Source organism: Actinophytocola sp., from assembly GCF_009379765.1.
In the GTDB taxonomy this organism is placed as follows: domain Bacteria; phylum Actinomycetota; class Actinomycetes; order Mycobacteriales; family Pseudonocardiaceae; genus Actinophytocola.
This window is the reverse complement of the sequence record NZ_WHTD01000118.1, coordinates 1-25,432: the sequence shown is the minus strand read 5'-3', so window position 1 is coordinate 25,432 and position 25,432 is coordinate 1. Positions and strand designations below refer to the sequence as shown.

The 25,432-nt window shown below is 69.8% G+C and carries 28 protein-coding genes; 15 read left to right on the top strand and 13 right to left on the bottom strand.

Annotated elements, in window-relative coordinates; translation table 11 throughout:
* Positions 1 to 466 precede the first annotated feature (466 nt).
* Positions 467 to 676 (bottom strand): DUF397 domain-containing protein, encoded by a 210-nt coding sequence (locus GEV28_RS29470; RefSeq protein ID WP_291415719.1) that lies wholly within the window; start codon positions 674 to 676, stop codon positions 467 to 469.
* A 21-nt stretch (positions 677 to 697) separates the two neighbouring features.
* Positions 698 to 1,555: a helix-turn-helix transcriptional regulator gene (locus GEV28_RS29465; protein ID WP_291415718.1), complete on the bottom strand. Its 858-nt coding sequence runs from the start codon at positions 1,553 to 1,555 to the stop codon at positions 698 to 700.
* 487 nt (positions 1,556 to 2,042) lie between these two features.
* Between GEV28_RS29465 and GEV28_RS29460 the strand changes: the two genes are divergently transcribed.
* The 5 genes from GEV28_RS29460 (at position 2,043) to GEV28_RS29440 (ending at position 4,081) form a co-directional block, all read left to right on the top strand.
* On the top strand, positions 2,043 to 2,315 hold the full coding sequence (locus GEV28_RS29460; protein WP_291415717.1) for a hypothetical protein: 273 nt from the start codon (positions 2,043 to 2,045) through the stop codon (positions 2,313 to 2,315).
* Positions 2,312 to 2,566, top strand: a complete 255-nt coding sequence (locus tag GEV28_RS29455) for a hypothetical protein (protein ID WP_291415716.1) — start codon at positions 2,312 to 2,314, stop codon at positions 2,564 to 2,566. The genes GEV28_RS29460 and GEV28_RS29455 overlap by 4 nt, the downstream gene beginning before the upstream one ends.
* Positions 2,566 to 2,838: a hypothetical protein gene (locus GEV28_RS29450; protein WP_291415715.1), complete on the top strand. Its 273-nt coding sequence runs from the start codon at positions 2,566 to 2,568 to the stop codon at positions 2,836 to 2,838. The genes GEV28_RS29455 and GEV28_RS29450 overlap by 1 nt, the downstream gene beginning before the upstream one ends.
* 3 nt (positions 2,839 to 2,841) lie before the next feature.
* On the top strand, positions 2,842 to 3,096 hold the full coding sequence (locus GEV28_RS29445; protein ID WP_291415714.1) for a helix-turn-helix transcriptional regulator: 255 nt from the start codon (positions 2,842 to 2,844) through the stop codon (positions 3,094 to 3,096).
* Between the two features lie 451 nt (positions 3,097 to 3,547).
* Positions 3,548 to 4,081, top strand: coding sequence for a DUF6879 family protein (locus tag GEV28_RS29440; RefSeq protein WP_291415713.1), 534 nt, complete (start codon positions 3,548 to 3,550; stop codon positions 4,079 to 4,081).
* A 404-nt stretch (positions 4,082 to 4,485) separates the two neighbouring features.
* Here the strand turns inward: GEV28_RS29440 and GEV28_RS29435 are convergent, their stop codons facing one another.
* Entirely contained in the window at positions 4,486 to 5,175 is a 690-nt protein-coding gene (locus GEV28_RS29435) for a CoA ester lyase (RefSeq protein ID WP_367115217.1), read from the bottom strand.
* Positions 5,176 to 5,505: 330 nt separating this feature from the next.
* Positions 5,506 to 6,489 carry a MaoC family dehydratase gene (locus tag GEV28_RS29430; RefSeq protein ID WP_291415712.1) on the bottom strand — a complete coding sequence of 328 codons (984 nt, stop codon included), beginning with the start codon at positions 6,487 to 6,489 and terminating at the stop codon, positions 5,506 to 5,508.
* An 83-nt stretch (positions 6,490 to 6,572) separates the two neighbouring features.
* Between GEV28_RS29430 and GEV28_RS29425 the strand changes: the two genes are divergently transcribed.
* From GEV28_RS29425 to GEV28_RS29410, 4 genes are read left to right on the top strand one after another with little or no spacing between them, the layout of a single operon-like run.
* Positions 6,573 to 7,799 carry an MmgE/PrpD family protein gene (locus GEV28_RS29425; protein ID WP_291415711.1) on the top strand — a complete coding sequence of 409 codons (1,227 nt, stop codon included), beginning with the start codon at positions 6,573 to 6,575 and terminating at the stop codon, positions 7,797 to 7,799.
* Positions 7,796 to 8,974, top strand: a complete 1,179-nt coding sequence (locus GEV28_RS29420; RefSeq protein ID WP_291415710.1) for a CaiB/BaiF CoA-transferase family protein — start codon at positions 7,796 to 7,798, stop codon at positions 8,972 to 8,974. The genes GEV28_RS29425 and GEV28_RS29420 overlap by 4 nt, the downstream gene beginning before the upstream one ends.
* A gap of 10 nt (positions 8,975 to 8,984) precedes the next feature.
* Positions 8,985 to 10,127 carry an acyl-CoA dehydrogenase family protein gene (locus GEV28_RS29415; protein ID WP_291415709.1) on the top strand — a complete coding sequence of 381 codons (1,143 nt, stop codon included), beginning with the start codon at positions 8,985 to 8,987 and terminating at the stop codon, positions 10,125 to 10,127.
* Positions 10,124 to 10,867: a GntR family transcriptional regulator gene (locus GEV28_RS29410; RefSeq protein ID WP_291415708.1), complete on the top strand. Its 744-nt coding sequence runs from the start codon at positions 10,124 to 10,126 to the stop codon at positions 10,865 to 10,867. The genes GEV28_RS29415 and GEV28_RS29410 overlap by 4 nt, the downstream gene beginning before the upstream one ends.
* Here GEV28_RS29410 and GEV28_RS29405 read toward each other — a convergent pair.
* The 5 genes from GEV28_RS29405 to GEV28_RS29390 form a co-directional block, all read right to left on the bottom strand.
* Positions 10,834 to 12,006 (bottom strand): FAD-dependent monooxygenase, encoded by a 1,173-nt coding sequence (locus tag GEV28_RS29405; RefSeq protein ID WP_367115216.1) that lies wholly within the window; start codon positions 12,004 to 12,006, stop codon positions 10,834 to 10,836. The genes GEV28_RS29410 and GEV28_RS29405 overlap by 34 nt on opposite strands.
* A complete protein-coding gene (locus tag GEV28_RS42635; protein ID WP_367115215.1) occupies positions 11,891 to 12,166 on the bottom strand; it encodes an FAD-dependent oxidoreductase in 276 nt (91 codons plus the stop codon). The genes GEV28_RS29405 and GEV28_RS42635 overlap by 116 nt, the downstream gene beginning before the upstream one ends.
* Positions 12,167 to 12,226: 60 nt before the next feature.
* A complete protein-coding gene (locus GEV28_RS29400; protein ID WP_291415707.1) occupies positions 12,227 to 12,823 on the bottom strand; it encodes a TetR/AcrR family transcriptional regulator in 597 nt (198 codons plus the stop codon).
* A 162-nt stretch (positions 12,824 to 12,985) separates the two neighbouring features.
* Positions 12,986 to 13,504, bottom strand: a complete 519-nt coding sequence (locus GEV28_RS29395) for an ATP-binding protein (RefSeq protein ID WP_291415706.1) — start codon at positions 13,502 to 13,504, stop codon at positions 12,986 to 12,988.
* A 170-nt stretch (positions 13,505 to 13,674) separates the two neighbouring features.
* Positions 13,675 to 14,388: a 3-keto-5-aminohexanoate cleavage protein gene (locus GEV28_RS29390; protein ID WP_291415705.1), complete on the bottom strand. Its 714-nt coding sequence runs from the start codon at positions 14,386 to 14,388 to the stop codon at positions 13,675 to 13,677.
* 215 nt (positions 14,389 to 14,603) lie between these two features.
* On the opposite strand from GEV28_RS29390, the gene GEV28_RS29385 reads away from it, so the two are divergent.
* Positions 14,604 to 15,218, top strand: a complete 615-nt coding sequence (locus tag GEV28_RS29385) for a disulfide bond formation protein DsbA (protein ID WP_291415704.1) — start codon at positions 14,604 to 14,606, stop codon at positions 15,216 to 15,218.
* Positions 15,219 to 15,466: 248 nt separating this feature from the next.
* Here GEV28_RS29385 and GEV28_RS29380 read toward each other — a convergent pair whose 3' ends face one another.
* The 3 genes from GEV28_RS29380 to GEV28_RS29370 form a co-directional block, all read right to left on the bottom strand.
* Entirely contained in the window at positions 15,467 to 16,825 is a 1,359-nt protein-coding gene (locus GEV28_RS29380; RefSeq protein WP_291415703.1) for an FAD-binding oxidoreductase, read from the bottom strand.
* Complete coding sequence (locus tag GEV28_RS29375) at positions 16,810 to 18,183, bottom strand: aspartate aminotransferase family protein (RefSeq protein ID WP_291415702.1); 1,374 nt, start codon at positions 18,181 to 18,183, stop codon at positions 16,810 to 16,812. Before GEV28_RS29375 ends, GEV28_RS29380 begins: the two co-directional genes overlap by 16 nt.
* Before the next feature lie 107 nt (positions 18,184 to 18,290).
* Positions 18,291 to 18,797: an Lrp/AsnC family transcriptional regulator gene (locus tag GEV28_RS29370; RefSeq protein WP_291415701.1), complete on the bottom strand. Its 507-nt coding sequence runs from the start codon at positions 18,795 to 18,797 to the stop codon at positions 18,291 to 18,293.
* Positions 18,798 to 18,907: 110 nt separating this feature from the next.
* Here GEV28_RS29370 and GEV28_RS29365 point away from each other — a divergent pair, with 110 nt between their 5' ends.
* The 5 genes from GEV28_RS29365 to GEV28_RS29345 are packed head-to-tail and all read left to right on the top strand — an operon-like array spanning position 18,908 to position 24,225.
* Positions 18,908 to 20,140 carry a spermidine/putrescine ABC transporter substrate-binding protein gene (locus GEV28_RS29365; RefSeq protein WP_291415700.1) on the top strand — a complete coding sequence of 411 codons (1,233 nt, stop codon included), beginning with the start codon at positions 18,908 to 18,910 and terminating at the stop codon, positions 20,138 to 20,140.
* A 3-nt stretch (positions 20,141 to 20,143) separates the two neighbouring features.
* Positions 20,144 to 21,280 carry an ABC transporter ATP-binding protein gene (locus tag GEV28_RS29360; RefSeq protein ID WP_291415699.1) on the top strand — a complete coding sequence of 379 codons (1,137 nt, stop codon included), beginning with the start codon at positions 20,144 to 20,146 and terminating at the stop codon, positions 21,278 to 21,280.
* Entirely contained in the window at positions 21,277 to 22,206 is a 930-nt protein-coding gene (locus GEV28_RS29355; RefSeq protein WP_291415698.1) for an ABC transporter permease, read from the top strand. The genes GEV28_RS29360 and GEV28_RS29355 overlap by 4 nt, the downstream gene beginning before the upstream one ends.
* Before the next feature lies 1 nt (position 22,207).
* Positions 22,208 to 23,020, top strand: a complete 813-nt coding sequence (locus GEV28_RS29350; RefSeq protein WP_291415697.1) for an ABC transporter permease — start codon at positions 22,208 to 22,210, stop codon at positions 23,018 to 23,020.
* The gene (locus GEV28_RS29345; protein ID WP_291415696.1) at positions 23,020 to 24,225 is read left to right on the top strand and encodes a saccharopine dehydrogenase C-terminal domain-containing protein; all 1,206 of its coding nucleotides are present in this window, start codon (positions 23,020 to 23,022) and stop codon (positions 24,223 to 24,225) included. Before GEV28_RS29350 ends, GEV28_RS29345 begins: the two co-directional genes overlap by 1 nt.
* Here GEV28_RS29345 and GEV28_RS29340 read toward each other — a convergent pair.
* On the bottom strand, positions 24,222 to 24,620 hold the full coding sequence (locus GEV28_RS29340) for a hypothetical protein (RefSeq protein ID WP_291415695.1): 399 nt from the start codon (positions 24,618 to 24,620) through the stop codon (positions 24,222 to 24,224). The genes GEV28_RS29345 and GEV28_RS29340 overlap by 4 nt on opposite strands.
* Between the last annotated feature and the right edge of the window lie 812 nt (positions 24,621 to 25,432).

Below are 25,432 nucleotides of genomic sequence, written 5' to 3'. Positions count from 1 at the left end.
TCCGGCGGGAACGCCGCAGTCAGCACCCCGACCCCGACCAGATCCGGCAACCGAACCTGCGTACCCACCTTGACCTGCTGTCCCACTCTCGCCACAACCAAGATCATAACCCCACAGCACCTAAGTTAGCGGCATTGGGGCGTCGGGCAGTTCAATGCGCACATTGTTCGGGTCGAGGTGCAACTCATCGACGACGTCGGCGACTAGCTCATCCCATGTCGACATGTCGATCATCGATGGACCTCCACCAGCCTGAGCCTTGCCGTCACTACGATCTTGTCCACTTTAGTCGCATGTCTCTGCGGTTCAAGCTCTAGCGCGGTGGCAAACAGGTGTATTTGGGCTCGGCAGAGGTACGCTCACCGCCTGTCGTCTGCGGAGCTTGGAGTTGGCTTGGTCAACGTGCGGTCGACACAAACAAGTGCGGCCCCATGACGGGACCGCACTTGTCATGACAAAACCTATCTCAACGGGGAAGTACGAACTCGTCCCGCTTCGCCGTGTTGGTGAACGTTTCCCAGTTGTCCGACGAGAAGACGAGCGTCGGGCTGGACGGCCCGAGCTTGGTGTCGCGTACTGCGCGCTGGTGGGGAGCGGCGCCGACCTCGACACAGTTGTTGGGGTTGCCTGTGCTGTATGAGGACGTGCGCCACTGTGTGAACGTGGCCCGGGTCATGGCTGGTTGCTCCTTGCTGGGTCAGTAGCTGTCGGCCAGCCGGAGCAGCAGCTCTCTGGACTGCACCGGGTCCAGGGCCGCTCCGACGAACCGCTGCCACAAGTTACTGTAGGTCTCGACCGACTCGTGGTCGTCCCGATAACGCCCGTCGTCGTAATCTTCGAGGTAGACGTACTCCAGCGGGCCGGACTTGCCGGGTGACGGGATGCGGAACATGGTGAACGGGAACAAGCAGCCCGGCGGGTAGGTGCGTGCCTTGAACGGCAGCACCTGCAGGTGGACGTTCGGTAGTTCGGCCACCTCGGCGACATACCGGAGTTGGTCGCGCATGACAGTCTCATCACCGACCATCCGAAGGACGGCTGATTCCGACATGACGAAGCCGATCTGTGGAGCGTCCAACTTCGTGAGCACTTGCTGGCGCTCGGTGCGTGCCTTGAGCGCCATCTCCAGCGTCTGGTCGGTGAGCTGCGGGCCGCTGGCGGAGAAGACTGCTCGGATGTAGGCCTCGGTCTGGAGTAGGCCGGGGATCATCTCGCTCTGGTAGTGGTTGATGATGCTGGCGTCTTCTTCGAGGTCGACGGCCATGCGGAAGAACTTGCCGTAGATCGAGCGGTAGCCCGACCAGCGGCCACGCTGGTTGCAGTGCTTGGCGGTCTCCAGCGCCCAGGCCGTTTCTTCCTTGGTTGCGCCGAGAGTTTCGTACAGCACGCGGATGTCCAGCGTCCGAACGCTGGACTGGCCGTTCTCCAGGCGCGACAGCTTGGTGTCCTTGTTGCCCAACACCTCGACGGCTTCGGCCAGCGTCCAGCCGCGGGCTTCGCGAAGCCGCTTGAGTTCTTTGCCGAGCTGAAGCTGCAGCACCGTTGGCGTTGGCATGTCGATCAGCTTCCCATGCGAGAACCGAGACGGCGGCGCGGTCGCCGCTCGTTCAATGGTATCTCTCCGTAACATCCTACGGTTCACACGATTGGACCAGCAGCACGTCTCGATGAAATGTTACGGTGACATCGCTCGCACGACGACAGGATCTCACCGTGAAAGCTCACCGTAGTTGTCCGGCCTGCGCCGCCTGGTGGCGGGGCCGTCGTCTGCTGCGCCGTGTGGAGGCACCGCTCCAACGGCAGGCGCCGGCGGCGGTCGACCGGGCAGCTGTGTGCCGAGCGCTTCACGTGGGGTCCCGCATGGTCACCGAATGAACCTTCTCGGTGGCTGCGGCGGGCTCGGACAACCTGGCCTCTCGCGCCGGTTGTCTGGGCCTGCCGCCTCGGCATCGAGCTGCAAGCAGCGGCAGGGCCGGAGCCTGAACCACGTTCTCCTCCGGCTCTGCCGCCTCCATCAACGCGAAACGGGGGGAAGTACGACCATGTACGGCACCTTGGTCGTCAACTCATGGGTCGGTATCCATGAGGGCTGCGACATCAAGTACAGCGTCAACGGCAGCGATGGCGTCTACGTCACGGCGAGCGGCAAAGCACAGCCGTTCGAGTTCTTCTTCGATGCCGAAGCGCTCCGGAAGTTCCTCGAGCTCGGCGGCAAGGCGTTGGCCGAGATGGACGCCTTGGCCGCCAAGGAAGAGGCCGAGTGGGACGCCCGCGAGCGGGCCGAACTCGACCAGGCCGCGGAGCAGCTGGCATGAGCTCCAACCCGCCGGAGAAGTCCGTCTGGCTTGACATCCCCGAGGACTGCCGTATGCACGGCGAGTTCACCGGCGACGGCGACGTCCACGTCGTGTTCGGCGATCTCAACGACGGGGCGAACGTGCTGTTCGAGCGGTTGGCACTGGAGCGGTTCGTCCAGCTCGCCAACGAACTGCTGCGCTCCCGATCCCGGACGACCCGAAGGCCGATCTACCGAGGCTCCACGCCCAGGCCGTCTGAGGGGCCCTGATGAACACCATCCCACCCCTCGATGAGGCAGCCCACCAAGACAACGTGCTCATTGCCGAGGTAACGAGTGTCAACAACCAGCTCGGCCGCTACGTCCTGCGCTTCCTCGATGCCGACGCGGGACGGGCTGAGCCGCTGAGCACCGACGATGAGCGGGCGCTGGCTGAGCAAGTCGCCGAGGTCGCCGACGGCCTGCGGGCCCGAGCCAGCCGGCGTGACCAGCACGGCAACCCGCCGCCCCTGATTCGCAGTGCCAGGGACGAGGAGAGCTGAACCATGCCGAAGATCAAGCGGGAGCTGATCCGCACTTGGCTCGAAGACCACAACTGGTCGATCGGTCGGCTGGCCGAGGAGTGCAGCGTGCTCGGAGAGGACACCATCCCCGAGGGAACCATGCGCAACGTGATCAACGGCATCGAGCCGATGCGGCCGGGACGCATCAAGGCCATCTGCAAGGTGCTCGCCAAGTACGGAGATGGCATCCCGTACGACCGCCTGGTCATGGACGGCGACGGCGGGCAGGCGCGGTGAGCCATTGGACAGCGTATGGACAGTACTGCTGGCCGGGTCGCCGTTCTGGGCGCTCCTTCTCTGGGCGACCTGGTGGCTGGTCTCGGATGCACTCAGGGAACGGCGTCGGACCCGAGCTGCCGCTCGGTTCGCTACGCAGTTCGCGCGCAGACCGGATGAGCAGGGCGGCCGTGGGCAGGCATCGGCGGCGTGACACTGACGTGTTGCTGCCTGTCCGGCAGTACGAACAGCTCGTCGTCGCCCTCCAACCAGCACAGCGTGGAGATTCCGCATCGGTTGTTGGCGTTCGTGGAGCCGGCCACCTATGTGGGTGCGGCGTTCGATGACACTGGGCGTGGCAGTTTCACACTCTCGGGCACGCCGGTGACCGACGGTGAAGCGTTGTCGCAGATGGACATTCCTGGGCACGAGACGTGCGTGGAAGTAGCGATGAAGGAAGAGGTTTGGTTCGGTGGAGTTCCTACAGGGAGAGGCGTTTGATGGACTGTTCCGTACCTTCACCGATCGTGCGTTTCACCTGGAGGTGCAGGACAGCTACCACACCCCGGAGGAGGCTGGCCCGTTTCATACGTTTCTGACGGGTCAGCCTGATGATCTTTCCTGGCATGGGCCGTGGCTTGGCCTGGTGCGAGAGGTCACGCGGGCGGGCAAGCGCATCCATCGGGTACGGGTTGTCACTGTGCCGCATGTGGACTACACCCGGTGGGGTCTCACGATCGCCCCGCACAATATCGCTGCGGGAGAGGACATCAGGTGGCTTCCCCGGCACTTGGTGAACGCTGCCGATCTACCGGCCGATGATTTTTGGCTGCTCGATGATGATCGTGTGGTGTTCACCGTGTTCGAGCCGGGCGGCCGGTTCGCTGGCGGGGCGTCCACGGTTGACCCGACGATCGTGAAGTATTGCCGCGCGATTCGGGATCGGCTGTGGCAGCTCGCCATCCCGCACGTGCAGTATGTCTCCAACGAATCCGCTTCCGCGTAGAGCCGTTGCGTCGTGACGAGTTCGGCGCGTTCAGCCGGTTATCGACCGTATAGTGGGGGAACGCAGGTTCGAAGCGCGGTCGATTGTGGCCAAATGTCTACAAATGAGGCTTTGCCTACCCGGTGGGCACCGACACTTTCGGGTCCGCGCCTGCGGTCCTGTGGACAACCGGCGACTGTCCACGGGCCGCGCGGTCGGGCGGGACTGTCGGGGTTGCGCCCTGGTGTCCTGAGTCGCTGAGTCGCTGAGTCGTTGGCAGTAGGCGGGAACCGGGGATGCTTGAGCAGCGTCGCGTTCGCGGGCGTGGTCTCCACCGTGGTCACCACAACCTACAATCCGTGACCGCGACGCCAACGTATGCGCGACTCAAGACCCTAGATGGATACCGGGGCCGGAGGCCGCCGTCAGTGCCGGGCGCGGTTCAGGAGGCGTTCGGCGCGTTGGAGGACCGGGCGGTCGACCAGGTGGCCGTCCACCGCGATCGCGGAGCCGTCGGTGGCCGCGGTCAGCACCCGCCGTGCCCAGGCCAGCTCCGCCTCCGACGGGCGGAGCGCCTCGTGCACCGGGGCGATCTGTCTCGGGTGGACGCACAGCTTGCCCGTGAAGCCCAGCTCCACCGCGTGCTCCGTATCCCGGCGCAGGGCATCGGGGTCGTCCAGCGCCGCCGTCACGCCGTCGACCGGCGGCGCGCAGCCCGCCGCGGCGGCCGCCAGGGCCAGGGCCGACCGGGCGTGGAGCAGCGCGGTGTGCGAGCTCGGGTCGACGCCGAGCTGTGCGGCCAGGTCGATGCTGCCGAACGCCGGGCGCACCACACCCCGGGCCGCGCACAGCTCGGCCGCCGCCGTCACGCCGGCCGCGGTCTCCACCAGCGGGATCACGGCGGGGCCCAGCGCGAGGTCCGCCGCGCGTTCGGCCTTCGGGAGCATGATCGCCGGGGCCAGGGCGGCCAGTGCCGCCACATCGGCCCCGTGCCACGGGGTTCCCACCGCGTTGATCCGGACCACGGCCGAGTTGCCGGCCGTCAGCCAGGACACCGCGTGGGCGCGGGCCGCGTCCTTGGCCGCCGGTGCCACCGCGTCCTCCAGGTCGATCACCCACGGCGTCGGCGCCCGATGCCGCGGCCTTGGCGAACCGGTCCGGGCGGTCGCCGGGCACGAACAGCAGAGTCCTTGCCGCCGCGAGGCTCATGCTGTAACACCTGCCTCGCTCCGCTCGGCGTGGACGGCATTCGCGCGAAGCAAGGTGGTTGGTTTGGTCAGTCTGCTCATGCCGTGGCACATGCCTCGCTCCGCTCGGCGTGGACGCCATTCGCGCGAAGGAGGGTGGTTGGGTTGGTTGGTTTGCTCATGCTGTGGCACATGCCTCGCTCCGCTCGGCGTGGACGGCATTCGCGCGAAGGAGGGTGGTTGCGTTGGTTGGTTTGCTCATGCCAGCACCACCGTGAACCGCCAGTCCAGGACGGGGCGTTCCGCTGCCTCCACAATGGACCGCAACGACACCAGGCCACCGGACGGCAGCGGGTCCACACCCGTCACCTCGACCCGGCTGGACAGCGAGTCACCCTCGTGAACCGGGCCGGTGTGGTCGCAGGACGCCCAACTCGCCACCGTCACGATGTTCGGGATCGCCCGGCACGCCTGCGCCAGCGCGACGCCGATCGTGTGCCCGCCGTAAACCAGGCGCCGCCCGCCGGCCGACCGCGCGTCGTGGTGGGCCATCGCCGTGTTGACGGTCAGCCGGGCCAGCTCCGGCGCGCAGGACACGACGTCCGCGCCGACCACCTCCCACGACCGGCCCACGGCCATGTCTGCGAAGTGCTCGCCCGGCACCTGCTCGCGAAACCGCGCGAGGTCCCACCCGTCGAGCGGTGGGGGAGGAGCGGCAGCGGCACCCAGCGTCGACAGGTCGTCGCGGTGGCCGGTCGGTGAGGGGGAACGCAGCGGCAGCAGCGGCAGCATCGCGCAGCGCCAGAAGTCCAGCACCGGCCGGGCCGACTGGTCCACCGTCGTGATCCGCAGCGCGGCCAGCCCGGTCGGCGCGCGGTCCGGCTTCCGAGTGTTCTCCCGCAGCCCGACCACCTCGGTGACCGTGCGCAGCGTGTCGCCGATGACCGGGTACCGGCGGAACGCCAGCCCGCGGTAGAACAGGTTCGCCCGCACGTGCTGGGTGACCACAGTGGACTGTCCGATCGCGACATCCCAGGCCAGCGCCGGATGCGCGGGTGGCCCACCAGGAGCGACCGATGCGGCCAAGGCGTGGTCGAGCGGCAGCCGCAGCCGGTCACCCAGCACCGCCTGGTGCGCCGCCGCGTGCCCCTCGGTGAGCGTCACCCCGGGCGCGCCGTCGAAGCGGTCGCCGACCGACAGCTCGTCGAAGTACGGGCCCTCCGATTTATCCGGCCATATCATGCACGTCACCTTAGGGCGACCTTGACACCAAGGACAATGGAGAGTGATATTGGCCGTACATTTCGACGGACAAGGGGACCCGGATGACCTCGACCGCCGAACGGCTGGCCTCGTGGGCACACGAGTTCCGGCCGACCGACGCGGACCTGGAACTGGCGCGGCGCGCGTTGCTCGACACGGTGGCGGTGACGCTCGCCGCCCGGGACAGCCGCATGCGCACGCTCACCTCCGGCCTGCCCGACGCGGCGCGCTGGGCCGCGGTCGGCCACGTCCTCGACTTCGACGACCTGCACCTGCCGTCCACCGCGCACATCAGCGTCGTCTGCGTCCCGGCCACCCTCGCCACCGCGGGTGGCGCGCCCGCCTACCTCGCAGGCGCGGGCGTGATGGCCCGGCTCGGCACCGCGCTCGGCTGGGCCCACTACGCGAGCGGCTGGCACATCACCTGCACCGCGGGCGCCCCGGCCGCGGCCGTCGCCGCGGCGACGGCCCTCGGGCTCTCCGAACAGCAGACCGCGCACGCCATCGCGCTCGCCGTCCCGCAGGCGGGCGGTGTCCAGCGGGCGTTCGGCTCGGACGGCGAGGCCCTGCAGGTCGGCCTCGCCGCTGACGCCGGGGTCCGCGCCGCCCGGCTCGCCGCGGCCGGCGCGACGGCCGACCCGACCGCCCTGGACCAGTGGCCGGAGCTGGTGGGCGGCAACCCCGCGAGCCTGGACCTCGGCGGCCCGGCCGTCCCGGGCGGGCTCGCGATCAAGCTCTTTCCGTGCTGCTACGCCCTCCAGCGCCCGATCAGCGCGATCCGCGAGGCCCTCCCACGCCTCGACCCCGACCAGGTCCGCCGCGTGGTGGTCCGCACACCCGCGTCGAGTGTCCAGCCGCTCATCCACCGCCGCCCGACCACCGGCCTGCAGGGCAAGTTCAGTCTCGAGTACGCGGTCGCCGCGGCGCTGCTCGACGACCACCCGGGCTTCGCGAGCTTCACCGACGAGGCGGTCACCCGCCCTGAGGCCCAGCGACTGACGACCATGGTGGACGTGCGAACGGAACCCGGCGGCGAAGGCCTGCTCAACGGCGCCGTGGCGATCGAGCTGACCACGGCCGACGGCACCGAGTACACCGCCGACCTCGACCAGCCGCCCGGCTCACCGCGGCGACCGCCCACCGGCGCGGAACTCCGGGAGAAGCTCGCGGCCCGCGGCGCCGAGGACCTGGCCACGCTCGACTGGGACGGCGCCGGCGCGCTCCTGGCCCGCCGAGACGAGGCCCGATACGAGGCCCGCGACGAGACTTGCCACGAGGCAACAGCATGAGGCCGCTCGACGGGATCACCGTGGTCAGCCTCGAACAGGCCGTCGCCGCGCCCTACGCCACCCGCCAGCTCGCGGACCTCGGCGCGCGGGTGATCAAGATCGAGCGGCCCGGCGGCGGCGACTTCGCCCGCCGCTACGACGAGTCCGTGCTCGGCCAGTCCAGCTACTTCGTCTGGCTGAACCGGTCCAAACAGTCACTCACCCTCGACGTCAAACAACCGGCCGGACAAGGGATCCTGCACGAGCTCCTCGCCGAGGCCGATGTGTTCGTGCACAACCTCGGCCCCGGCGCCGCCGCCCGGCTGAGGGTCGACGCCACACCCCTGCGGGAGCGCTACCCGAGGCTCGTGCACTGCACCATCTCCGGCTACGGCAGCACCGGCCCGTGGGCTCACCGCAAGGCCTACGACCTGCTCGTCCAGTGCGAGACCGGGCTCGTCTCGCTCACCGGGACGCCCGGCGACATGGCCAAGGTCGGCATCTCGGTCGCCGACATCGCCGCCGGCATGTACGCCTACTCCGGTGTCCTCACCGGACTGTTGCAGCGCGCGAGCACCGGTGCGGGCACGGCGATCGAGGTGTCGCTGTTCGAGGCACTCGCCGAATGGATGGGGTCGCCCGCCTACTACACCCGTTACGGCGAACGCCAACCCGATCGGGTGGGCGCGCAGCACGCGACCATCGCCCCGTACGGCCCGTATCCCACAGGCGACGGCGACACCGTCGTGCTGGTCGTGCAGAACGAGCGCGAGTGGGAGGCGCTGTGCCGCCTGCTGCTCGACGACCCGGACACCGCACACGACCCGCGGTTCGCCACCAACTCGGCCCGTGTCGCCAACCGCGCGGCACTCAACGAGCTGATCTCGCACAGGTTCCGTGCGCTCGACACGAAGGCCGCGCTGGCACTGCTGGCGAAGGCCGGTGTCGCAAGTGGACGCGTCAACTCGGTCCAGGAGTTCCTCGACCACCCGGTCCTCGCCGAGCGCGACCGCTGGCGCACGGTCGGCAGCCCGGGCGGCGACATCGAGGCCCTGCTGCCACCGGCGAGCATCGACGGCGTCGAGGCGGCGATGAGCCCGGTCCCCGCTGTCGGCGAGCACACCGACCCTATCCTGCGCGCGCTCGGCCGCACCGACGCCGACATCGCCGAGCTCCGCGCCACCAATGCCGTCTGACAGGAAAACCATGCTGAGCCAAGAGGAACAGAGCATCGTCGACACCGTGCGGGACTTCGTCGACCGCGACGTCCGGCCCGTCGCGCGCGAGCTCGAGCACGGCGACACCTACCCGGAGAAGCTGATCGAGCAGATGAAGCGGCTCGGCATCTTCGGCCTCGCGATCCCGGAACCCTACGGCGAGGTCGCCGTGTCCGCCGCCTGCTACGTCGCCGTCACCGAGCAGCTCGCGCGCGGCTGGATGAGCCTCGCCGGCGCGATGGGCGGGCACACCGTCGTCGCCAAGCTCATCGGCCGGTTCGGTACCGAGGAGCAGAAGCGGCACTACCTGCCGCGGATGGCCACCGGCGAGATCCGCGCGACGATGGCGCTCACCGAGCCCGGCGGCGGCTCGGACCTGCAGGCACTCACCACGGTCGCTCGCCGGGACGCGGACGGCTACGTCGTCAACGGCACCAAGACGTGGATCACCAACTCCCGCCGCTCGCAGCTGATCGCGTTGCTGTGCAAGACCGACCCGAACGCCACCCCGCGGCACGCCGGCATCAGCATCCTGCTCGTCGAGCACGGTCCCGGCCTCACCGTCTCGCGCGACCTGCCCAAGCTGGGCTACAAGGGCATCGAGAGCTGCGAGCTGTCCTTCGTGGACCACCGGGCGCCGGTGGACGCGCTGCTCGGCGGCGCGGAGGGCCACGGGTTCGCGCAGATGATGAAGGGCCTGGAGATCGGCCGCATCCAGGTCGCGTCCCGCGCGCTCGGCGTCGCCCGCGCCGCGCTGGACGACGCGCTGCGCTACGCCCAGGAACGGGAGGCCTTCGGCAAACCGATCTGGAAGCACCAGTCGATCGGCAACTACCTGGCCGACATGGCGACGAAGTACACCGCCGCGCGCCAGCTCGTGCTGCTCGCCGCGGAGCGCTACGACGCGGGAGAGCGCTGCGACATGGAGGCCGGCATGGCGAAGCTGTTCGCCTCCGAGGCCGCCATGGAGATCACCCTGAACGCGGTGCGCGTCCACGGCGGCTACGGCTACTCCACCGAGTTCGACGTCGAGCGCTACTTCCGGGACGCGCCGCTGATGATCGTCGGTGAGGGCACCAACGAGATCCAGCGCAACGTCATCGCCGCGCAGCTGGTCGCGAGAGGCCTGTGACGTCGGTGCGCACCGAGGCGGCCTACGCGATGCTCGCCAGGACCCTGCGCGGGGCGATCCTGCAGGGCCGGTACGCCGACGGTGCGCGGCTGCCCACCGAGGCCGAGCTCGCGACCGAGTACCGGGTGTCGCGGCAGACCGTGCGGCGCGCGTTCCACGACCTCGTCAGCGAGGGCATGGTGCGGCGGGTGCCCGGCCGGGGCACGTTCGCCGCGCCACGCGGCGGGCAGTACCTGCGCCAGTTCGGGTCCGTCGAGGACCTGATGGGCCTGTCGCTCGACACGAAGCTCGAGGTGATCACGCCGCTGCGCCGCCAGGTCGACATCGACGCGGCGAGCAGGCTGCGGTTGGACAGCGACGTCGTGTACCGGATCGTGTTCCGCCGCCTGCACAACGATGTCGCGTTCTGCCTGACGACGGTGTACCTGCCGCCGGACATCGGCATGGTGCTCGCCGAGCTGCCGGCGCTGTCGACGCCTGGTGCGCTGAGCGAGGTCACCGTCATCGGCATGATCGACACGCATACCGGCAGCTCCGTCGCCGAGGCCGAGCAGAGCATCACCGCGGTCGCCGCGAGCGACCCGGTGGCACTGTCGCTCGACGGCCGCCCCGGTGACCCGCTGCTGCGCGTGGACCGCAGCTACGTCGACACCGCCGGGCGGCTCGTCGAGCTCGCGACCAGCTACTTCCTGCCCGAGCACTACTCCTACCGGGTCAAGCTCCGGCGCGGGCCCGCCTGACCGAACCACTCCGTCAGCGCCTCCCGCAGCCCGTCGGTGCCGCCGTCGGTGCTGCCGTTCGTGGCCCACGCGACGTAGCCGTCCGGCCGGATCAGCACGGCCTTCACGGGCGTGTCGGCGGTGGTGACGACGGTGTCGACCCGGTCTGCCCACTCCGTCCACGTCGCGGCCGCGACGCCCGCGCCCAGGTCGAGCAGGACGGGACGGCCAGGACGGAGCAGCTCGGCGACCCTGGACCCGTCGCGCAGGGCCAGGTCCGGCATCCAGCGACCGGCCATCGGGTGCGTGTCCGTTGTGCCGTAACGGATGTCGGCGCCGGCCATGAGGTCGGCGAGGTGCCTGCGGTTGCCCTGGTCGGCGAGCAGCTCGGTCATCAGCTCGCGCAGCGCCGTGGTGTTCGGGCCCGGTTGGAGCAGGGCCAGCTGCGCGCGGGTGTGCATGATCACGCGCTCGCCGACCGGGTGACGCTCGGCCTCGTAGGTGTCGAGCAGACCCGGCGGCGCCCACCCGTGCACCGCGGCGGCGAGCTTCCAACCGAGGTTGAGCACGTCCTGCAGGCCGAGGTTGAGGCCGGGACCGCCGACTCCACTGTGGACGTGTGCGGCGTCGCCGACCAGGAACACCCGGCCCTGCCGGTAGCGGTCGGCCTGCCGGGAGTTGATGCCGGCCGTGCGACGCAACGCCGGGTGCGCGCCGGGCGGCTCGCTCATCGGCAGCTCCGCGCCGAGCACCCGCTTGACCGCGTCCCGCAGCTCGGCCAGCGGCATGTCCTCGTCGGTGATGCCGGGGAAGTCGATGCCGCTCTGCTTGCGGACGACGCTCTGCCCGCCGTCGGCACCGACGAGGTACCGGGCGCTGACCTCGTACGTTCCCTCCGGACCGCGGACTTCGGCGGTAACCTCGTCGGAACCCTGTCGAACAGTGGTCACTTCCTGGCCGCGACGCACCAGGATGCCGAGCGACCGTGCCCGATCCTCCAACAGCTCCTCCAGCCGCCGCTGGGGGATCGGGAGAACGAACAGGTCATGACTGTCCAGTGTGGACAGATCGAGGGGCAGGGCGCCGAACTGGAAGCCCGGCATCCTGATCGGGGGTTCGGCGGCGCCGCTGAGCCGCTCGTGCAGGCCGCGGTAGTCCATGGCCTGGACGACCCGGCCGACGAGGCCGTTGGCCTTGGGCAGCGTCGGCCGTTCCCGGGAACCGTTCGAGGACCGTCGGCCGGACGCCGGCCAGGGCGAGCTCGCAGGCGAGCAGCAGGCCGTTGGGACCGCCGCCGATGATCACGACATCGTCGGGCATGAGGACGCCTCCTTACGCCGCCGAACCGTTGTGGCGCGGCGGGTTGTGGTGGACTATGCGCTAGGCCGACGGGTCGGGCAGCCCCGCGGCGAACTGGTTGACCGCTTCGGTGAGCAGCGGCAGGAGCGGCACCGGCGGGTCCGCGTTGACCCACTGCTCGATGGCGGCCTGGTTGGCCGCCATGACCGCGGCGGCCACGAGCCTGGGGTACATGTCGGTGGCGTTGGTGCCGGTCCGCTCCGCGATGGCGACCGTGACCTCCTCCGCGGCCTTGGCGTTGGCCTTGAGGTACTCGCCGAACAGTGCGGGCTCGGCCAGCATGATCCGCACCCCGGCTGTCCACTGTGGATCCGGCTGCCGGTGCTCGCCGCCCGCGTGCTGGAGGACGGCCTGGGTGATCGACTCCCAGAGCGGCTCGGCGCCGGGCCGTTCCCGGATGAGGTCGGCCGCCTGGCGGGCCCGGTTGAGATGCCGCCAGGCGATGGCCTCGGCCTTGCTGGAGAAGTAGTTGTTGAACGTGCGCGGCGAGACTCCGGCCTCGGCCGCGATGTCCTCGACGAGCACGTGCTCGAGCCCGCGTTCGACCGTCAGCCGCAGGGCCGCCCAGCTCAGGGCCTCCTGCGTCCGCAGCTTCTTCCGCTCCCGCAAACCGCTCACCCGGCTACCCTACAGTCAAACATGCGCGTCCCGCAAATTTGCATGTTCCGCAGATTTATCCGTTGAGACCGGTCTGGCTGGCAGGTGCGACGGCGTCGCGGGATGTCGTTCTGGACACGTCGGACGGCTACGGCCCTGGTGCGGTTGGTCCACTGAGAACACTCAGATGGTCGGGTCGTCCTTGCGGAGGCCGTCCAGGATGCGTTGCATCACGGTGTTGTTGAGGTCGGCCGCGTCGTCGATCTCGGCGGAGCGTCGCGGGGCGGCACGAGTGGTGCCGCGGCGCGGCAGCGGCACCACCGTCGCGTCCATGCCGGTCGGCAGGGGCAGCTCGCACCAGATGAGCTGGCGACCCCGGCCCATCGTGGTCACGCCGCTTCTCTTGCCGGCCAAGCTCCTCGGCACCGCCAGCTTGGGCGTCGGCCGGTCGTCCTCGACCTCGATGGCCACCGCGTCGCCGCGTAGTCGCAGCCGGACGGTCATCATGGTCGGCGGCGTGCCGTGCACGACGCTGCCGATGACGGCGTGTACCAGTTTCTTGGCCGTATCCGCCACGTCATCGAGCATCGATGGCACGTGCCACTCGGTCAACGTGAAGCGCACGAAGAGGTCGGCGCAGTTAACGGCGCTGGGCAGCGCGACGAGTCGTAGATCGTCGACCTGCGCGGTCTGATCGTGCACAGGAACCTTCCACCTCAACGGCAGATAACCCGGCAGATCCTGCCTCGAACTTGGCCCACATGCAACACTGCTGGTCAGCGGCCCGGGCGCCGAACGCGGAGCGTCACAACGGTGATCGCGGCCGGCGGCAGCGCCCCGCCGACCGCCCGGACCCACCACGGCGCGGCTGGTCAGCGAGCGAGCGTCCGGGTGGCCGCGCGGATCAGGTCGGCGTTGTTCGCCGGGACGGTGCCGTCCGGCAAGGTCAGCACGTCCTCCAGACCGATCCGGGTGTCCAGGCCCAGCTCGCCGGCCAGCGCGAGCACCGGCCAGGCGCAGGCGTCCTCACCGTGCAGCAGGATCGGCGTCGGGCCCTGGGCCAGTTCGGCCACCAGCGCTCTGGCGTCGTCGGTCGCCGTCGTCGGGTCCGGGGCCGTGATCTCGGCGAGCACGCGCAACACCCGCGGCGCGAGCGGCGACACCAGGAACCGGCCGGCCACACCGCGGCCGGAGAAGATCCCCGCCTCGATCCCGACGCCGCGGTCGAGCAGCGCCCGGGCCACCTGCTCGGCGCCGTCCTCGTGCCAGTTGACCGACGCGTGGTCGGGCAGCACGGTCCAGCGCTCGACCAGCCCTGCCCGCCGGGCCGGGTCGGGCTCGGCCCACGCCCCGGTCGTGACGCCGACCCGGATGCCGGGCACGGCCGCGCGGACCTCCTCGACCGCGGCCGCGACGGCCGCCGGCTCCAGCGTGTCGGTCCCGTCCGCGGACTTCGGATGAAGGTGGATCTCCTCCGCGCCGGCCGCCACCGCGGCCATCGCCTCGGCCGCGAGCTCGGCCGGGGACACGGGAAGCGCGGCGAAGTCGGCCTTGGACCGGGGCCCGTTCAGACACACCTGCAACATCGGCCGGTCACCGCCACGGGCGAGATGTCCGGGTCCGGTCGCCGGCCCACTGGCCGTGCACTCGGTCCACGTGGTCCACGGACGTACGTTAACGGCGATCGGATCGCGCCGGCGAGCCGCGCCGGGTGGCGGCGCGGACGTGCCGATTGGCCCAGTGGTGTGGCGGCGGGATTGGCTCTGTGGCTCGGCCGATCGGGGGTTCTAGCGTGTCGGGCATGACGACGGTGGACATGTGGTTCGACCCGAAGTGCCCGTGGGCGTGGATCTCGTCGAGGTGGTTGCTCGAGGTGGAGCGGGTGCGGGAGGTGGAAGTGCGGTTCCACGTGCTGAGCCTGTCGGTCCTCAACGAGGGGCGGGAGGTGGAGGAGTGGTACCGCGAGTGGCTGGACGAGGGCTGGGGCCCCGCGCGCGTCGCGAAGGCGGTCGAGCGGCGGTTCGGCCCGGCGGAGGTGCGGGCGGTGTACACGGCGCTGGGGAACCGGATCCACCTGGAGAAGCTGCCGCTGGGGCGCGAGCTGTACGTCGACGCGCTCGCCGAGGTGGGCCTGCCACCGGACCTCGCCGACGCGGCGTTCACGCCCGAGCTGGACGAGGCGCTGCTGGCGGGCAACCACGCGGGCCTGGACCCGGTGGGCGAGGACCTGGGCACCCCGGCGATCCACGTGACGCTGCCCGACGCGACGGTGCACGCGTTCTTCGGCCCGGTCGTGACCCCGACCCCGCGCGGCGAGGCCGCCGGCCGCCTCTGGGACGGCGTGCTGCTGGTGGCCGGCACCGAGGGCTTCTACGAACTGAAGCGCGCGAGGACCAGCTCGCCGGTGGTCGGTTGAGGCGCGGTCTTCGGACTGGGGCGCGACCTCCGGACTGGGGCGCGACCTCCGGACTGGGGCGCGACCTCCGGACTGGGGCGCGACCTCCGGCCCCCGAAATCCATGCTACCGGCGGGCACCGACAATCCCGTCCGAAGTCGATCAAGCCTGTGGACAGCTCCGGACTCGCGGGGGCCCCCCGCGTTCCAGTCTATTCGGGGGGACCGACAGTTTCGGGCTTCGTCGGCGCGGCTGTGGACAAACCGGGGTCACTCGCCCAGGAAGCGGGTGAACAGTGCCGCCGGGCGGAAGGGGCGGCCGGTGCGGTCCTCGCGGGTGTCGGCCACCGACATCACGCGCAAACCCGCGTTGATGCCCAGCCAGCGCAACGGTTCCGGCTCCCAGCGGCGGGAGCGGTGGCCCACCCACGGCAGCCTCGTCAGCTCGCCGGCCGTCCCCGTGACCAGGTCGGCCAGGGTGCGGCCGGCCAGGTTCGACGTGCCGACCCCGTCACCCACGTAGCCGCCGGCCCAGGCCAGGCCCGCCCGGCGGTCGAAGCCGACCGACGCGGTCCAGTCGCGGGGCACGCCGAGCGGGCCGCCCCAGCGGTGGGTGACCGGCGGCTTCGGGCCCAGTGCGGGGAACAGGTCCACCAAGGTCCGCTCGATCGCGGCGTGGACCCGACCGTCCCGCTCGAACGACGGCTCCACCCGCGAGCCGAAGTGGTACGGCGCACCCCGGCCGCCGAACGCGAGACGATCATCGGCGGTGCGCTGGCCGTAGATGATCATCCGGCGGAAGTCCGCGAACGTCTCCCGCCGGGCCAGGCCGGCCGTGGCCCAGAACGACGCGGGCAGTGGCTCGGTCGCCACCATCAACGAGTACAGCGGCACCAGCGTTCGCCGCTGACCGAACAGGCCGGGTGTGTAGCCCTCGGTCGCGCGCACGATCACCGGGGCACGCACGGTGCCGCGGTCGGTCACCACCGCGCCCGCGCGGAGCGACAGGGCGCGGGTCTGCTCGTACACCGTGACCCCGCGGCGTTCCACCGCCTCGGCCAGCCCGCGGGCCAGCCGCGCCGGGTGGATCGCCGCACAGGAGGGCGTGTAGACCCCGCCGCGCACGGACGTGGCGCCGCAGCGGGCCCGCGCCTCGGCGGCGGAGAGCCACGACGCGTCGACGCCGAACGACGCGGCCGAGGCGACCTCCTCGTGCGCCCGCGCCTCCTGCACCGGTGTCCGCGCGAGCACCACCGTGCCGCCCTTGGCGAAGTGGCAGTCGATCCCCTCGGCCGCGGCGACCCGGCCCACCTCGTCCACTGTGGACTCCATGGCGCGGGTCAGCGCCAGCGCGGCGTCCCGGCCGTGCCGGCGGGCCAGCGCCGCGGGCGAGACCGGGAACAGCGACGAGCACCAGCCGCCGTTGCGCCCGCTCGCCCCGAACCCGGCGAACCGCGCCTCCACGACCGCGATCCGCAGCGACGGGTCCGCCACCGACAGGTAGTACGCCGTCCACAGCCCGGTGTACCCGGCCCCGACGACCGCCACGTCCACCGAGGTGTCTCCGGGCAGCGGCGCCCGCGGTGTGAGGTCCAGTGTGGACAGCCAGAAGCTCAGAGCCGGCTCCACGCCTCCGAGAGCACCGACCGCAGGATCTGCTCGATCTCGGCGAAGTGCGCCTCCTCGCAGATCAGCGGCGGAGCGAGCTGTACCACCGGGTCGCCCCGGTCGTCGGCCCGGCAGTACAGCCCGTTCTCGAACAGCGCGCGCGACAGGAAACCACGCAGCAGCGCCTCGGACTCGTCGTCGTCGAACGTCTCCTTCGTCGCCTTGTCCTTGACCAGCTCGATGCCGAAGAAGTAGCCGTCGCCACGAACGTCGCCGACGATCGGCAGGTCGTACAGACGCTCCAAATAGGACCGGAAGAGATCGGAGTTCTTGCGCACGTGGGCGTTCAGGTCCTCGCGCACGAACAGGTCCAGGTTGGCCAGGGCCACCGCCGAGGCCACCGGGTGCCCGCCGAACGTCACGCCGTGCGCGAACCAGTTGGTGCCGTGCCGGAACGGCTCGGCCAGCCGGTCGCTCACCAGCATCGCACCCGCCGGCACGTAGCCGCTGGTCAGACCCTTCGCGCAGGTGATGATGTCCGGTTGGAACCCGTAGCGCTGCGCGCCGAAGTACTCACCCAGCCTGCCGAACGCACAGATCACCTCGTCCGACACCAGCAGTACGTCGTGCCGGTCGCAGATCTCCCGCACTCGCTGGAAGTACCCGGGCGGCGCGGGGAAGCAGCCACCCGCGTTCTGCACCGGCTCCAGGAACACCGCCGCGACGGTGTCGGCGCCCTCGAACTCGATGGCCTCCTCGATCCGGTCCGCCGCCCACCGGCCGAACGCCTCCGCGTCCGTCCCGTCGGGGCCCGCGGTGCCGGCGGGCGCGCGGTAGATGTTCGTGTTCGGCACCCGAAGCGTCGAGGGCACCAGCGGCTCGAAGTCCGCCTTCAACCCCGGCAGACCGGTGATCGACAGCGCCCCCATCGACGTGCCGTGGTACGCGATCGACCGGGAGATGACCTTGTGCTTGGTCGGCTTCCCGGCGAGCTTGAAGTAGGCGCGGGCGAGCTTCCACGCGCTCTCCACCGCTTCCGAGCCGCCGGTGGTGAAAAAGACCTGGTTCAGGTCGCCCGGCGCCAGCTCGGCCAGCCGTTCCGCCAGCTCGACCGCCTTCGGGTGCGCATAGGACCAGATCGGGAAGAACGCGAGCTCGCGGGCCTGCTTGGCCGCGGCCTCGGCGAGCTCCTCCCGACCGTGCCCCACCTGCACCACGAACAACCCGGAAAGCCCGTCCAGGTAACGCTTTCCGTTCGTGTCGAACAGGTAGGGGCCCTCGCCGCGGGCGATCGTGGGCACCGGCGCGTCCGCGTAGGACGACATCCGGGTGAAGTGCATCCAGAGGTGGTCGGCGGCACGGGACTCGATGCTGGCCATGACACGGTTATCGCACACAAATCCACTCGTGACAAGTGGCCGGACAAATGAATCCGCAGAAGAGGGCGATCTTCACAACGGATTTCGTACCGAGAGGCGTCTCGGTGTCATGGCGTGCCCCAGGAGTAGGTCTGCTTCCGCAGCTTCAGGTAGACGAACGCCTCCGTGGTCGTCACCCCGGGCACCGCGCGGATCTCCTTGAGGATCTCCAGCAGGTGGTCGTCGTTGCGTGCGACCACCTCGACGAGGAGGTCGAACGAGCCCGCGGTGATCACCACGTAGTCGACCTCGGCGATCGCCGCGAGCCGGTCCGCGGTCTCCTCCAGGTCCGCCGACGTCCGCAGCCCGACCATCGCCTGCCGGGGAAAGCCCAGCTGGAGCGGATCGGTGACCGCGACGATCTGCATCACCCCGGCGTCGAGCAGCCGCTGGACCCGCTGGCGCACCGCCGCCTCGGACAGCCCCACCGCGCGGCCGATCGTCGCGTAGGGGCGCCGGCCGTCCTCCTGGAGCTGCTCGATGATCCCCTTCGCGACGTCGTCGAGCAGCGCGTGCTGCACGCCCTCGCGCACGACGACCTTGCGTGCCTGGCCCTCCGGTGCGGATTCCGGCATCTGGACCCTCCCTCGTTACGCCCGTGAGTCTGGCGTATTTCGTTGCGTAGCGCGACCGTGACAACGGAATCCCTTGTGACGGGACTCACTCCGTGTCAGTATCAGTCGCCATGCGAATCAGGGCGAACAGCCGGCCGTCCCCCGGGGCGGTCGCCGTGCTACGGGCGATGACGGCGGGCACGTCCCGCCGGACCGTCCTCAGAGGATTGCTGGCGGCGGGCGCCTTCGCGGCCACCGGCGGCGCGGTCGCCGCGTGCGGCACGTCGGGCACCAAGCAGAGTGCCGAGAGCTGTGTCAGTGAGGACAAGTCGGGGGACGAGAAGAAGCTCGTGTTCTCCAACTGGCCGCTGTACATCGACATCGACGAGAACGACGAGAAGAAGCGGCCGACCATGGACGCCTTCTCGACCGAGTCGGGCATCCAGGTCACGTACCAGGAGGACATCAACGACAACAACGAGTTCTTCGGCAAGGTGCGCAACCAGCTCTCCGACTGCCAGGCGATCGACCGGGACATCGTCGTCCTCACCGACTGGATGGCGTCTCGGCTGATCCGGCTCGGCTGGGTGCAGAAGCTCGAGGCCGGCAAGATCCCGAACGTCACCGCGAACATGTTGCCGTCCCTGCGAGGCCGCTCGTGGGACGAGAAGAACGAGTACGCGGTTCCGTGGCAGTCGGGCCTGGCGGGCCTCGCATACAACGCGACGGTCACCAAGGAGATCCGCACGATCGACGAGCTGCTGACTCGGCCCGACCTCAAGGGCAAGGTCACGATGCTGTCGGAGATGCGCGACACGATGGGCCTGCTGCTCCTCTCACTCGGCCACGACCCGTCCGACTTCACCGAGGACCAGTTCGACGAGGCACTCGGCGAGCTGCGCACGGCCACCGAGTCCGGCCAGATCCGCCGGTTCACCGGCAACGACTACGCCCAGGAGCTCGCCAAGGGCGACATCGCGGCATGTGTCGGCTGGTCCGGCGACGTCATCCAGCTCAACTTCGAGGACGAGAACGTCAGGTTCGTGACGCCGGAGTCGGGCACCATGCTGTGGTCGGACAACATGCAGGTGCCGAACAAGGCCACGCACCGGGCCAACGCCGAGGCCCTGATGGACTACTACTACGAGCCGTCGGTGGCCGCCGAGCTCGCCGCGTACGTCAACTACATCTGTCCGGTGCAGGGTGCGCAGGCCGAGATGGAGAAGCTCGATCCCGAGCTCGCCGCCAACCCGCTCATCTTCCCGGACGAGGCGACGCTCAGTAACGCCAAGGTCTTCATGGCACTCGACGAGAACCAGGAACGCACCTACGAGCAGAAGTTCCAGCAGGTGATCGGAGCGTAGCCAATGACCGACGACCTCGTCCTGGACCGCGTCACCAAGCGGTTCGGACAGTTCACCGCGGTCGACGACCTGAGCCTGACGGTGCCCGAGGGCTCCTTCTTCGCGCTGCTCGGCGCATCCGGGTGCGGCAAGACCACGACGCTGCGTACGGTCGCCGGTCTGGAGGAGCCGACCTCCGGTGAGGTCCGGCTCGGCGGTGAGACCATCACGCACCTGCGCCCGTACCGGCGGCCGGTCAACACGGTGTTCCAGAGCTACGCGCTGTTCCCGCACCTCGACGTCATGGACAACATCGCGTTCGGGCTGCGCCGACGCGGCCGGAATGACGTGGCCGCCAAGGTGGCGGAGATGCTCGACCTGGTGCAGCTCTCCGGCTTCGAGCAGCGCAAGCCCGCGCAGCTCTCCGGCGGCCAGCAGCAGCGGGTGGCGCTCGCCCGGGCACTGGTCAACCAGCCGCGGGTGCTGCTGCTGGACGAGCCGCTCGGTGCGCTCGACCTGAAGCTGCGCCGGCAGATGCAGATCGAGCTGAAGCGGATCCAGACCGAGGTGGGCACCACGTTCCTCCATGTCACCCACGACCAGGAAGAGGCCATGTGGATGGCCGACACGGTCGCGGTGATGAACAACGGCCGGATCGAGCAGTTGGGCGCGCCGACGGAGATCTACGAGTTTCCGGCCTCGCCGTTCGTGTCGAACTTCCTCGGCCAGTCCAACCTGTTCGCCGCCGAGGTCTCCGGCAGGTCCGGTGCGGACCTCGTGCTCACCGCGCACGGCGAGCGGTTCGCCGCACCCGCCGGCCGCGCGCACGCGACCGAAGGTCGGGTCTGGCTGGGCGTGCGCCCGGAGAAGGTGCTGCTCGCCGCGCCCGGCGAGGACCCGCCGGCGACGCACAACCAGGTCCGCGGGGTGCTCACCGACACCTGCTACGCGGGCGTGAGCACCGAGTACCTGCTGCGCACGCCGTGGGGCCAGGAGATGTCGGTGTTCTCGGCCAACGCCTCGGCCGGTGAACCGATGACGCCGGGTACGGAGGTGGTCGCGCACTGGTACCCGGCGCACTCCTTCGTGCTGGCGCGGCCGGCCGGCGCGGGCGACGAGGCCAGCCGGTACGCCGCCGATCCCCTCGGCGTCGCGCCGTGACGGCTCTGGTCGGCGCCGCCACGAGCGGACCGGGAGCCCCGCCGGAGGTCGAGCCGGTCGACGAGCCGGTCGCCGGCAGGAAGCGGCGGCGCTGGGCGCCGTACCTGTTGCTGCTTCCCGGCGGGCTCTGGCTGCTGCTGTTCTTCGTCCTGCCGTCGGTGCAGCTGGCCGCGACGAGCCTGTACGACCGTTCCGGCAGCCTGGAAACCGGTTACCAGCAGGCGTTCGCGGTCGGCAACTACCTCGAGGCGATCCAGGCGTACTGGCCGCATCTGGTGCGCTCGGCCGTGTACGCCGGCATCGCGACGGTCATCTGCCTCGTGCTCGGCTACCCGCTCGCGTACGCGATCGCGCAGAAGTCTGGCCGGTGGCGCAACCTGTTGCTGGTGTGCGTGATCGCGCCGTTCTTCACCACGTTCCTGGTGCGCACGCTCGCGTGGAAGTCGATCCTGTCCGACAACGGCTGGCTGGTCGGGTTCTTCCGCGGCCTGCCGTTCGTGCCGGACGACTTCCGGCTGCTCGCCACGCCGGCCGCGGTGGTGTGCGGGCTGGTGTACAACTTCCTGCCGTTCATGGTGCTGCCGCTGTACGCGAGCCTGGACCGGCTCGACGGCCGGCTGCTGGAGGCGTCGCGCGACCTGTACGCGAAGCCGGCCGCGACGTTCCGGAAGGTGACGCTGCCGCTGTCGATGCCGGGCGTGATCGCCGGGACGCTGCTCACGTTCATCCCGGCGGCCGGCGACTACATCAACGCCGAGCTCCTGGGCACGCCCAACGAGTACATGATCGGCAACGTGATCGACTCGGCGTTCCTGGTGCGGCTTGACTACCCGCAGGCGGCGGCGCTGTCGTTCCTGCTGATGGCGACGATCCTGGTGATGGTGTTCTCCTACGTCCGGGCGGCGGGCACCGAGGAGGTGGTCTGAGGTGTACCGCTTCTGGCGCTGGGTGGCCGACCACTGGGTGATGACGATCGGGCTGCTGGTGCTCGCGTACCTGTTCCTGCCGATCGTCGTGGTGCTGCTGCTGTCGGTGAACCGGCCGTCGAACCGGCTGTCCTACGATCTTTCCGACCAGTGGACGCTGGAGTACTGGCTGCATCCGTTCAACACGGCCGGGATCGGCGACGCGCTGCGGGTGAGCGTCGGGATCGCCCTGGTGGCCACGCTGGTCGCGACCGTGCTCGGGACGCTGATGGCGTTCGCCCTGGCGCGCCACCGGTTCCGTGGCCGCGGCCCGACGAACGTGCTGGTCTTCCTGCCGATGGCCACGCCCGAGGTCGTGATGGGCTCGTCGCTGCTGGCGCTGTTCGTCACGCTGCAGGTCCCGCTGGGGTTCTGGACCGTCGTGGTGGCGCACATCCTGTTCTGCCTGTCCTTCGTCGTCGTCACGGTGAAGGCGCGGCTCGCCGGTCTGGACCCGCGGCTGCAGGAGGCGGCGATGGACCTGTACGCGAACGAGTGGCAGACGTTCCGTCGGGTGACGCTGCCGCTGGTGCTGCCGGGCATCGCGGCCGCGGCCATGCTGTCGCTCTCGCTGTCGTTCGACGACTTCATCATCACGAACTTCAACTCGGGCACCACGGTGACGTTCCCGATGTACGTGTGGGGCGCGGCGCAGCGCGGGATCCCGCGGCAGGTCAACGTGATCGGGACGGCGGTGTTCCTGCTGGCGTTCCTGCTGGTGCTCGTCGTACGGCTGCGAAGCCGGCGGCAGGCTCGGCTGTTGGGGGTCTCGTGATGCGGGTGTTGCAGGTCGGCGCGGGGAGCGTCGGCTCGGCCGCGGTGTCGATCGCGACGCGGCGGCAGTTCTTCTCGTCCTATGTGGTGGCCGACCACTCTCCCGACCGCGCGGCCGCGGCCGTAGCCTCGGTGTCCGACCCGAGGTTCTCCTCCGCCCGGCTCGACGCATCGTCCACTTCGGACGTCGCCGCGTTCTGCCAGGCGCAAGGGATCACGCACGTGCTGAACGCGGTCGACCCGCGGTTCGACATGCCGCTGTTCGAGGGCGCCCTCGCTGCCGGCGCGGACTACCTGGACATGGCGATGTCCCTGTCCACCCCGCACCCGACGCACCCGTACAGCCGAACGGGCGTGAAGCTGGGCGACGACCAGTTCGCGGCGGCGGAGGAGTGGACCTCGGCGGGCCGGCTGGCGCTGGTGGGGATCGGTGTCGAGCCCGGGATGTCGGACGTGTTCGCCCGATACGCGGCGGACCACCTGTTCTCGTCGATCTCGGAGATCGGCGTGCGCGACGGGGCGAACCTGGTGGTGGAGGGCTACGACTTCGCCCCGACCTTCTCCATCTGGACCACGATCGAGGAGTGCCTGAACCCGCCGGTGATCTGGTCGCGCGACCGCGGCTGGTACACGACGGAGCCGTTCTCCGAGCCGGAGGTCTTCGACTTCCCGGAGGGCATCGGGCAGGTCGAGTGCGTGAACGTCGAGCACGAGGAGGTCCTGCTGATTCCCCGGTGGGTGACGGCGGACCGGGTGACGTTCAAGTACGGGCTGGGCGACGAGTTCATCGACGTGCTGCGGACCCTGCACAAGCTGGGCCTGGACTCGACGTCGCCGGTTTCCGTGGGTGGCATGTCGGTGGCGCCGCGGGACGTCGTGGCCGCGTGCCTGCCCGACCCCGCAGGCCTGGGCCCGCGGATGACCGGCAAGACCTGCGCCGGGACATGGGTGCGCGGCCTCGGCCCGGCGGGCGCGCCGAGCGAGGTGTACCTGTACCACGTCGTGGACAACGAGTGGTCGATGCGTGAGTACGGCCACCAGGCCGTCGCCTGGCAGACGGCGATCAACCCCGTGGTGGCGCTGGAACTGCTCGCGTCGGGGGCCTGGTCGGGGACCGGGGTCCTCGGCCCGGAGGCCTTCGACCCCGTCCCGTTCCTCGACCTGCTGAAGGACTACGGCTCCCCGTGGGGACTGCGGAAGAGCTAGCGTCGAGGCTGCGCTTGCCGGGTCGGCCGGTGGTGCGCGTGGTGATCTTGGTCGGCACCGTTCCAGCAGGGCGCACACACCGGAGAAGTGATGGTGGGCAGTCCGATCTTGACTACGTACGCCGACGACGTCGTGGTCTGCTGCCATACCCGCAACAGGCCGAGCAGGTCAAGGCGCAGCTCGCCGAGTCGCTGACGCCCCGGGGGCTTGCCGTCAACGAGGAGAAAACGAAGATCGTGCACCTCACCGAAGGCGTGGGCTTCCTCGGATTCAATGTCCGCCGCTACGATGGCAAGCCACTGATCAAGCCGGGCAAGCAGGCGGTCAGGCGGCTCCGGGGAACGGCTCGCGACCGAGATGCGCGCTCTGCGCGGATCGAACGCGCTGGCGGTCATCGCCTGTCAACACGCTGGACGCCTACCTGTGGCGGCTCCTCTACAAGTGGGCTGCCACAGTCACCGGACAAACCGAAGAAGTGGATCGTTCCCCGTGCTGGCCGACTACTGGGCCAAGCGACGGCGACGGGTCAACCCCACAATCCCCACGCGAATGGGCTGCCCGACCGGGATACACCTTCCGCGGCGCCGTCCGCGTCGGCGGGTGGTTCAGGCCAGAGCGTTGCTGTGGGCTGGTGATGGTGGCGAACGGGGAGATCGCGCGTCGTTGCGAGGTGGATTCGGACACCGTGTGAGCGCTGGAGGAAACGGTTCACCGAGAAGGGCACTGACGGGGTCGGGGTGATCGCGAAGGGCAGGGGGCCGGAAGTCGTCGCTGCCGCCGGGCGTGGTGGAAGAGGTCCTGCGTCTGACGCACAAAGAACTGCCCGGGGGCGGTTCGACGCACTGGAGCACCCGCACCCTGGCCGCGCGGGTGGGGATCGGTAGGGACGCCGTCGCAGGGGTTTGGTCAGGCAACAACGGTTCCAGCCGAACCCACTCTTCATCGGACAGATCGTGACGATCAAGCACCAACACGGTCTACCGCATCCACCCGTCAAGATCCGCGGGACACGCCCGAGCGGACACGGTGGGTGTGTGCCTGTCTCGATGGGGTGAAACCGTTGCCGCACAACGGAAACCGCGCACGGTCTTCGGTAGACTGAGCATATGTGCGAACCGATTGTGGAGCTTCCCGAGGATGCTTCCCCGGAGGCAGCGCCGCTGGCGACGGCGTTCGGGTTGGCGCGGCTGTCCTGGCAGGCCGAGGG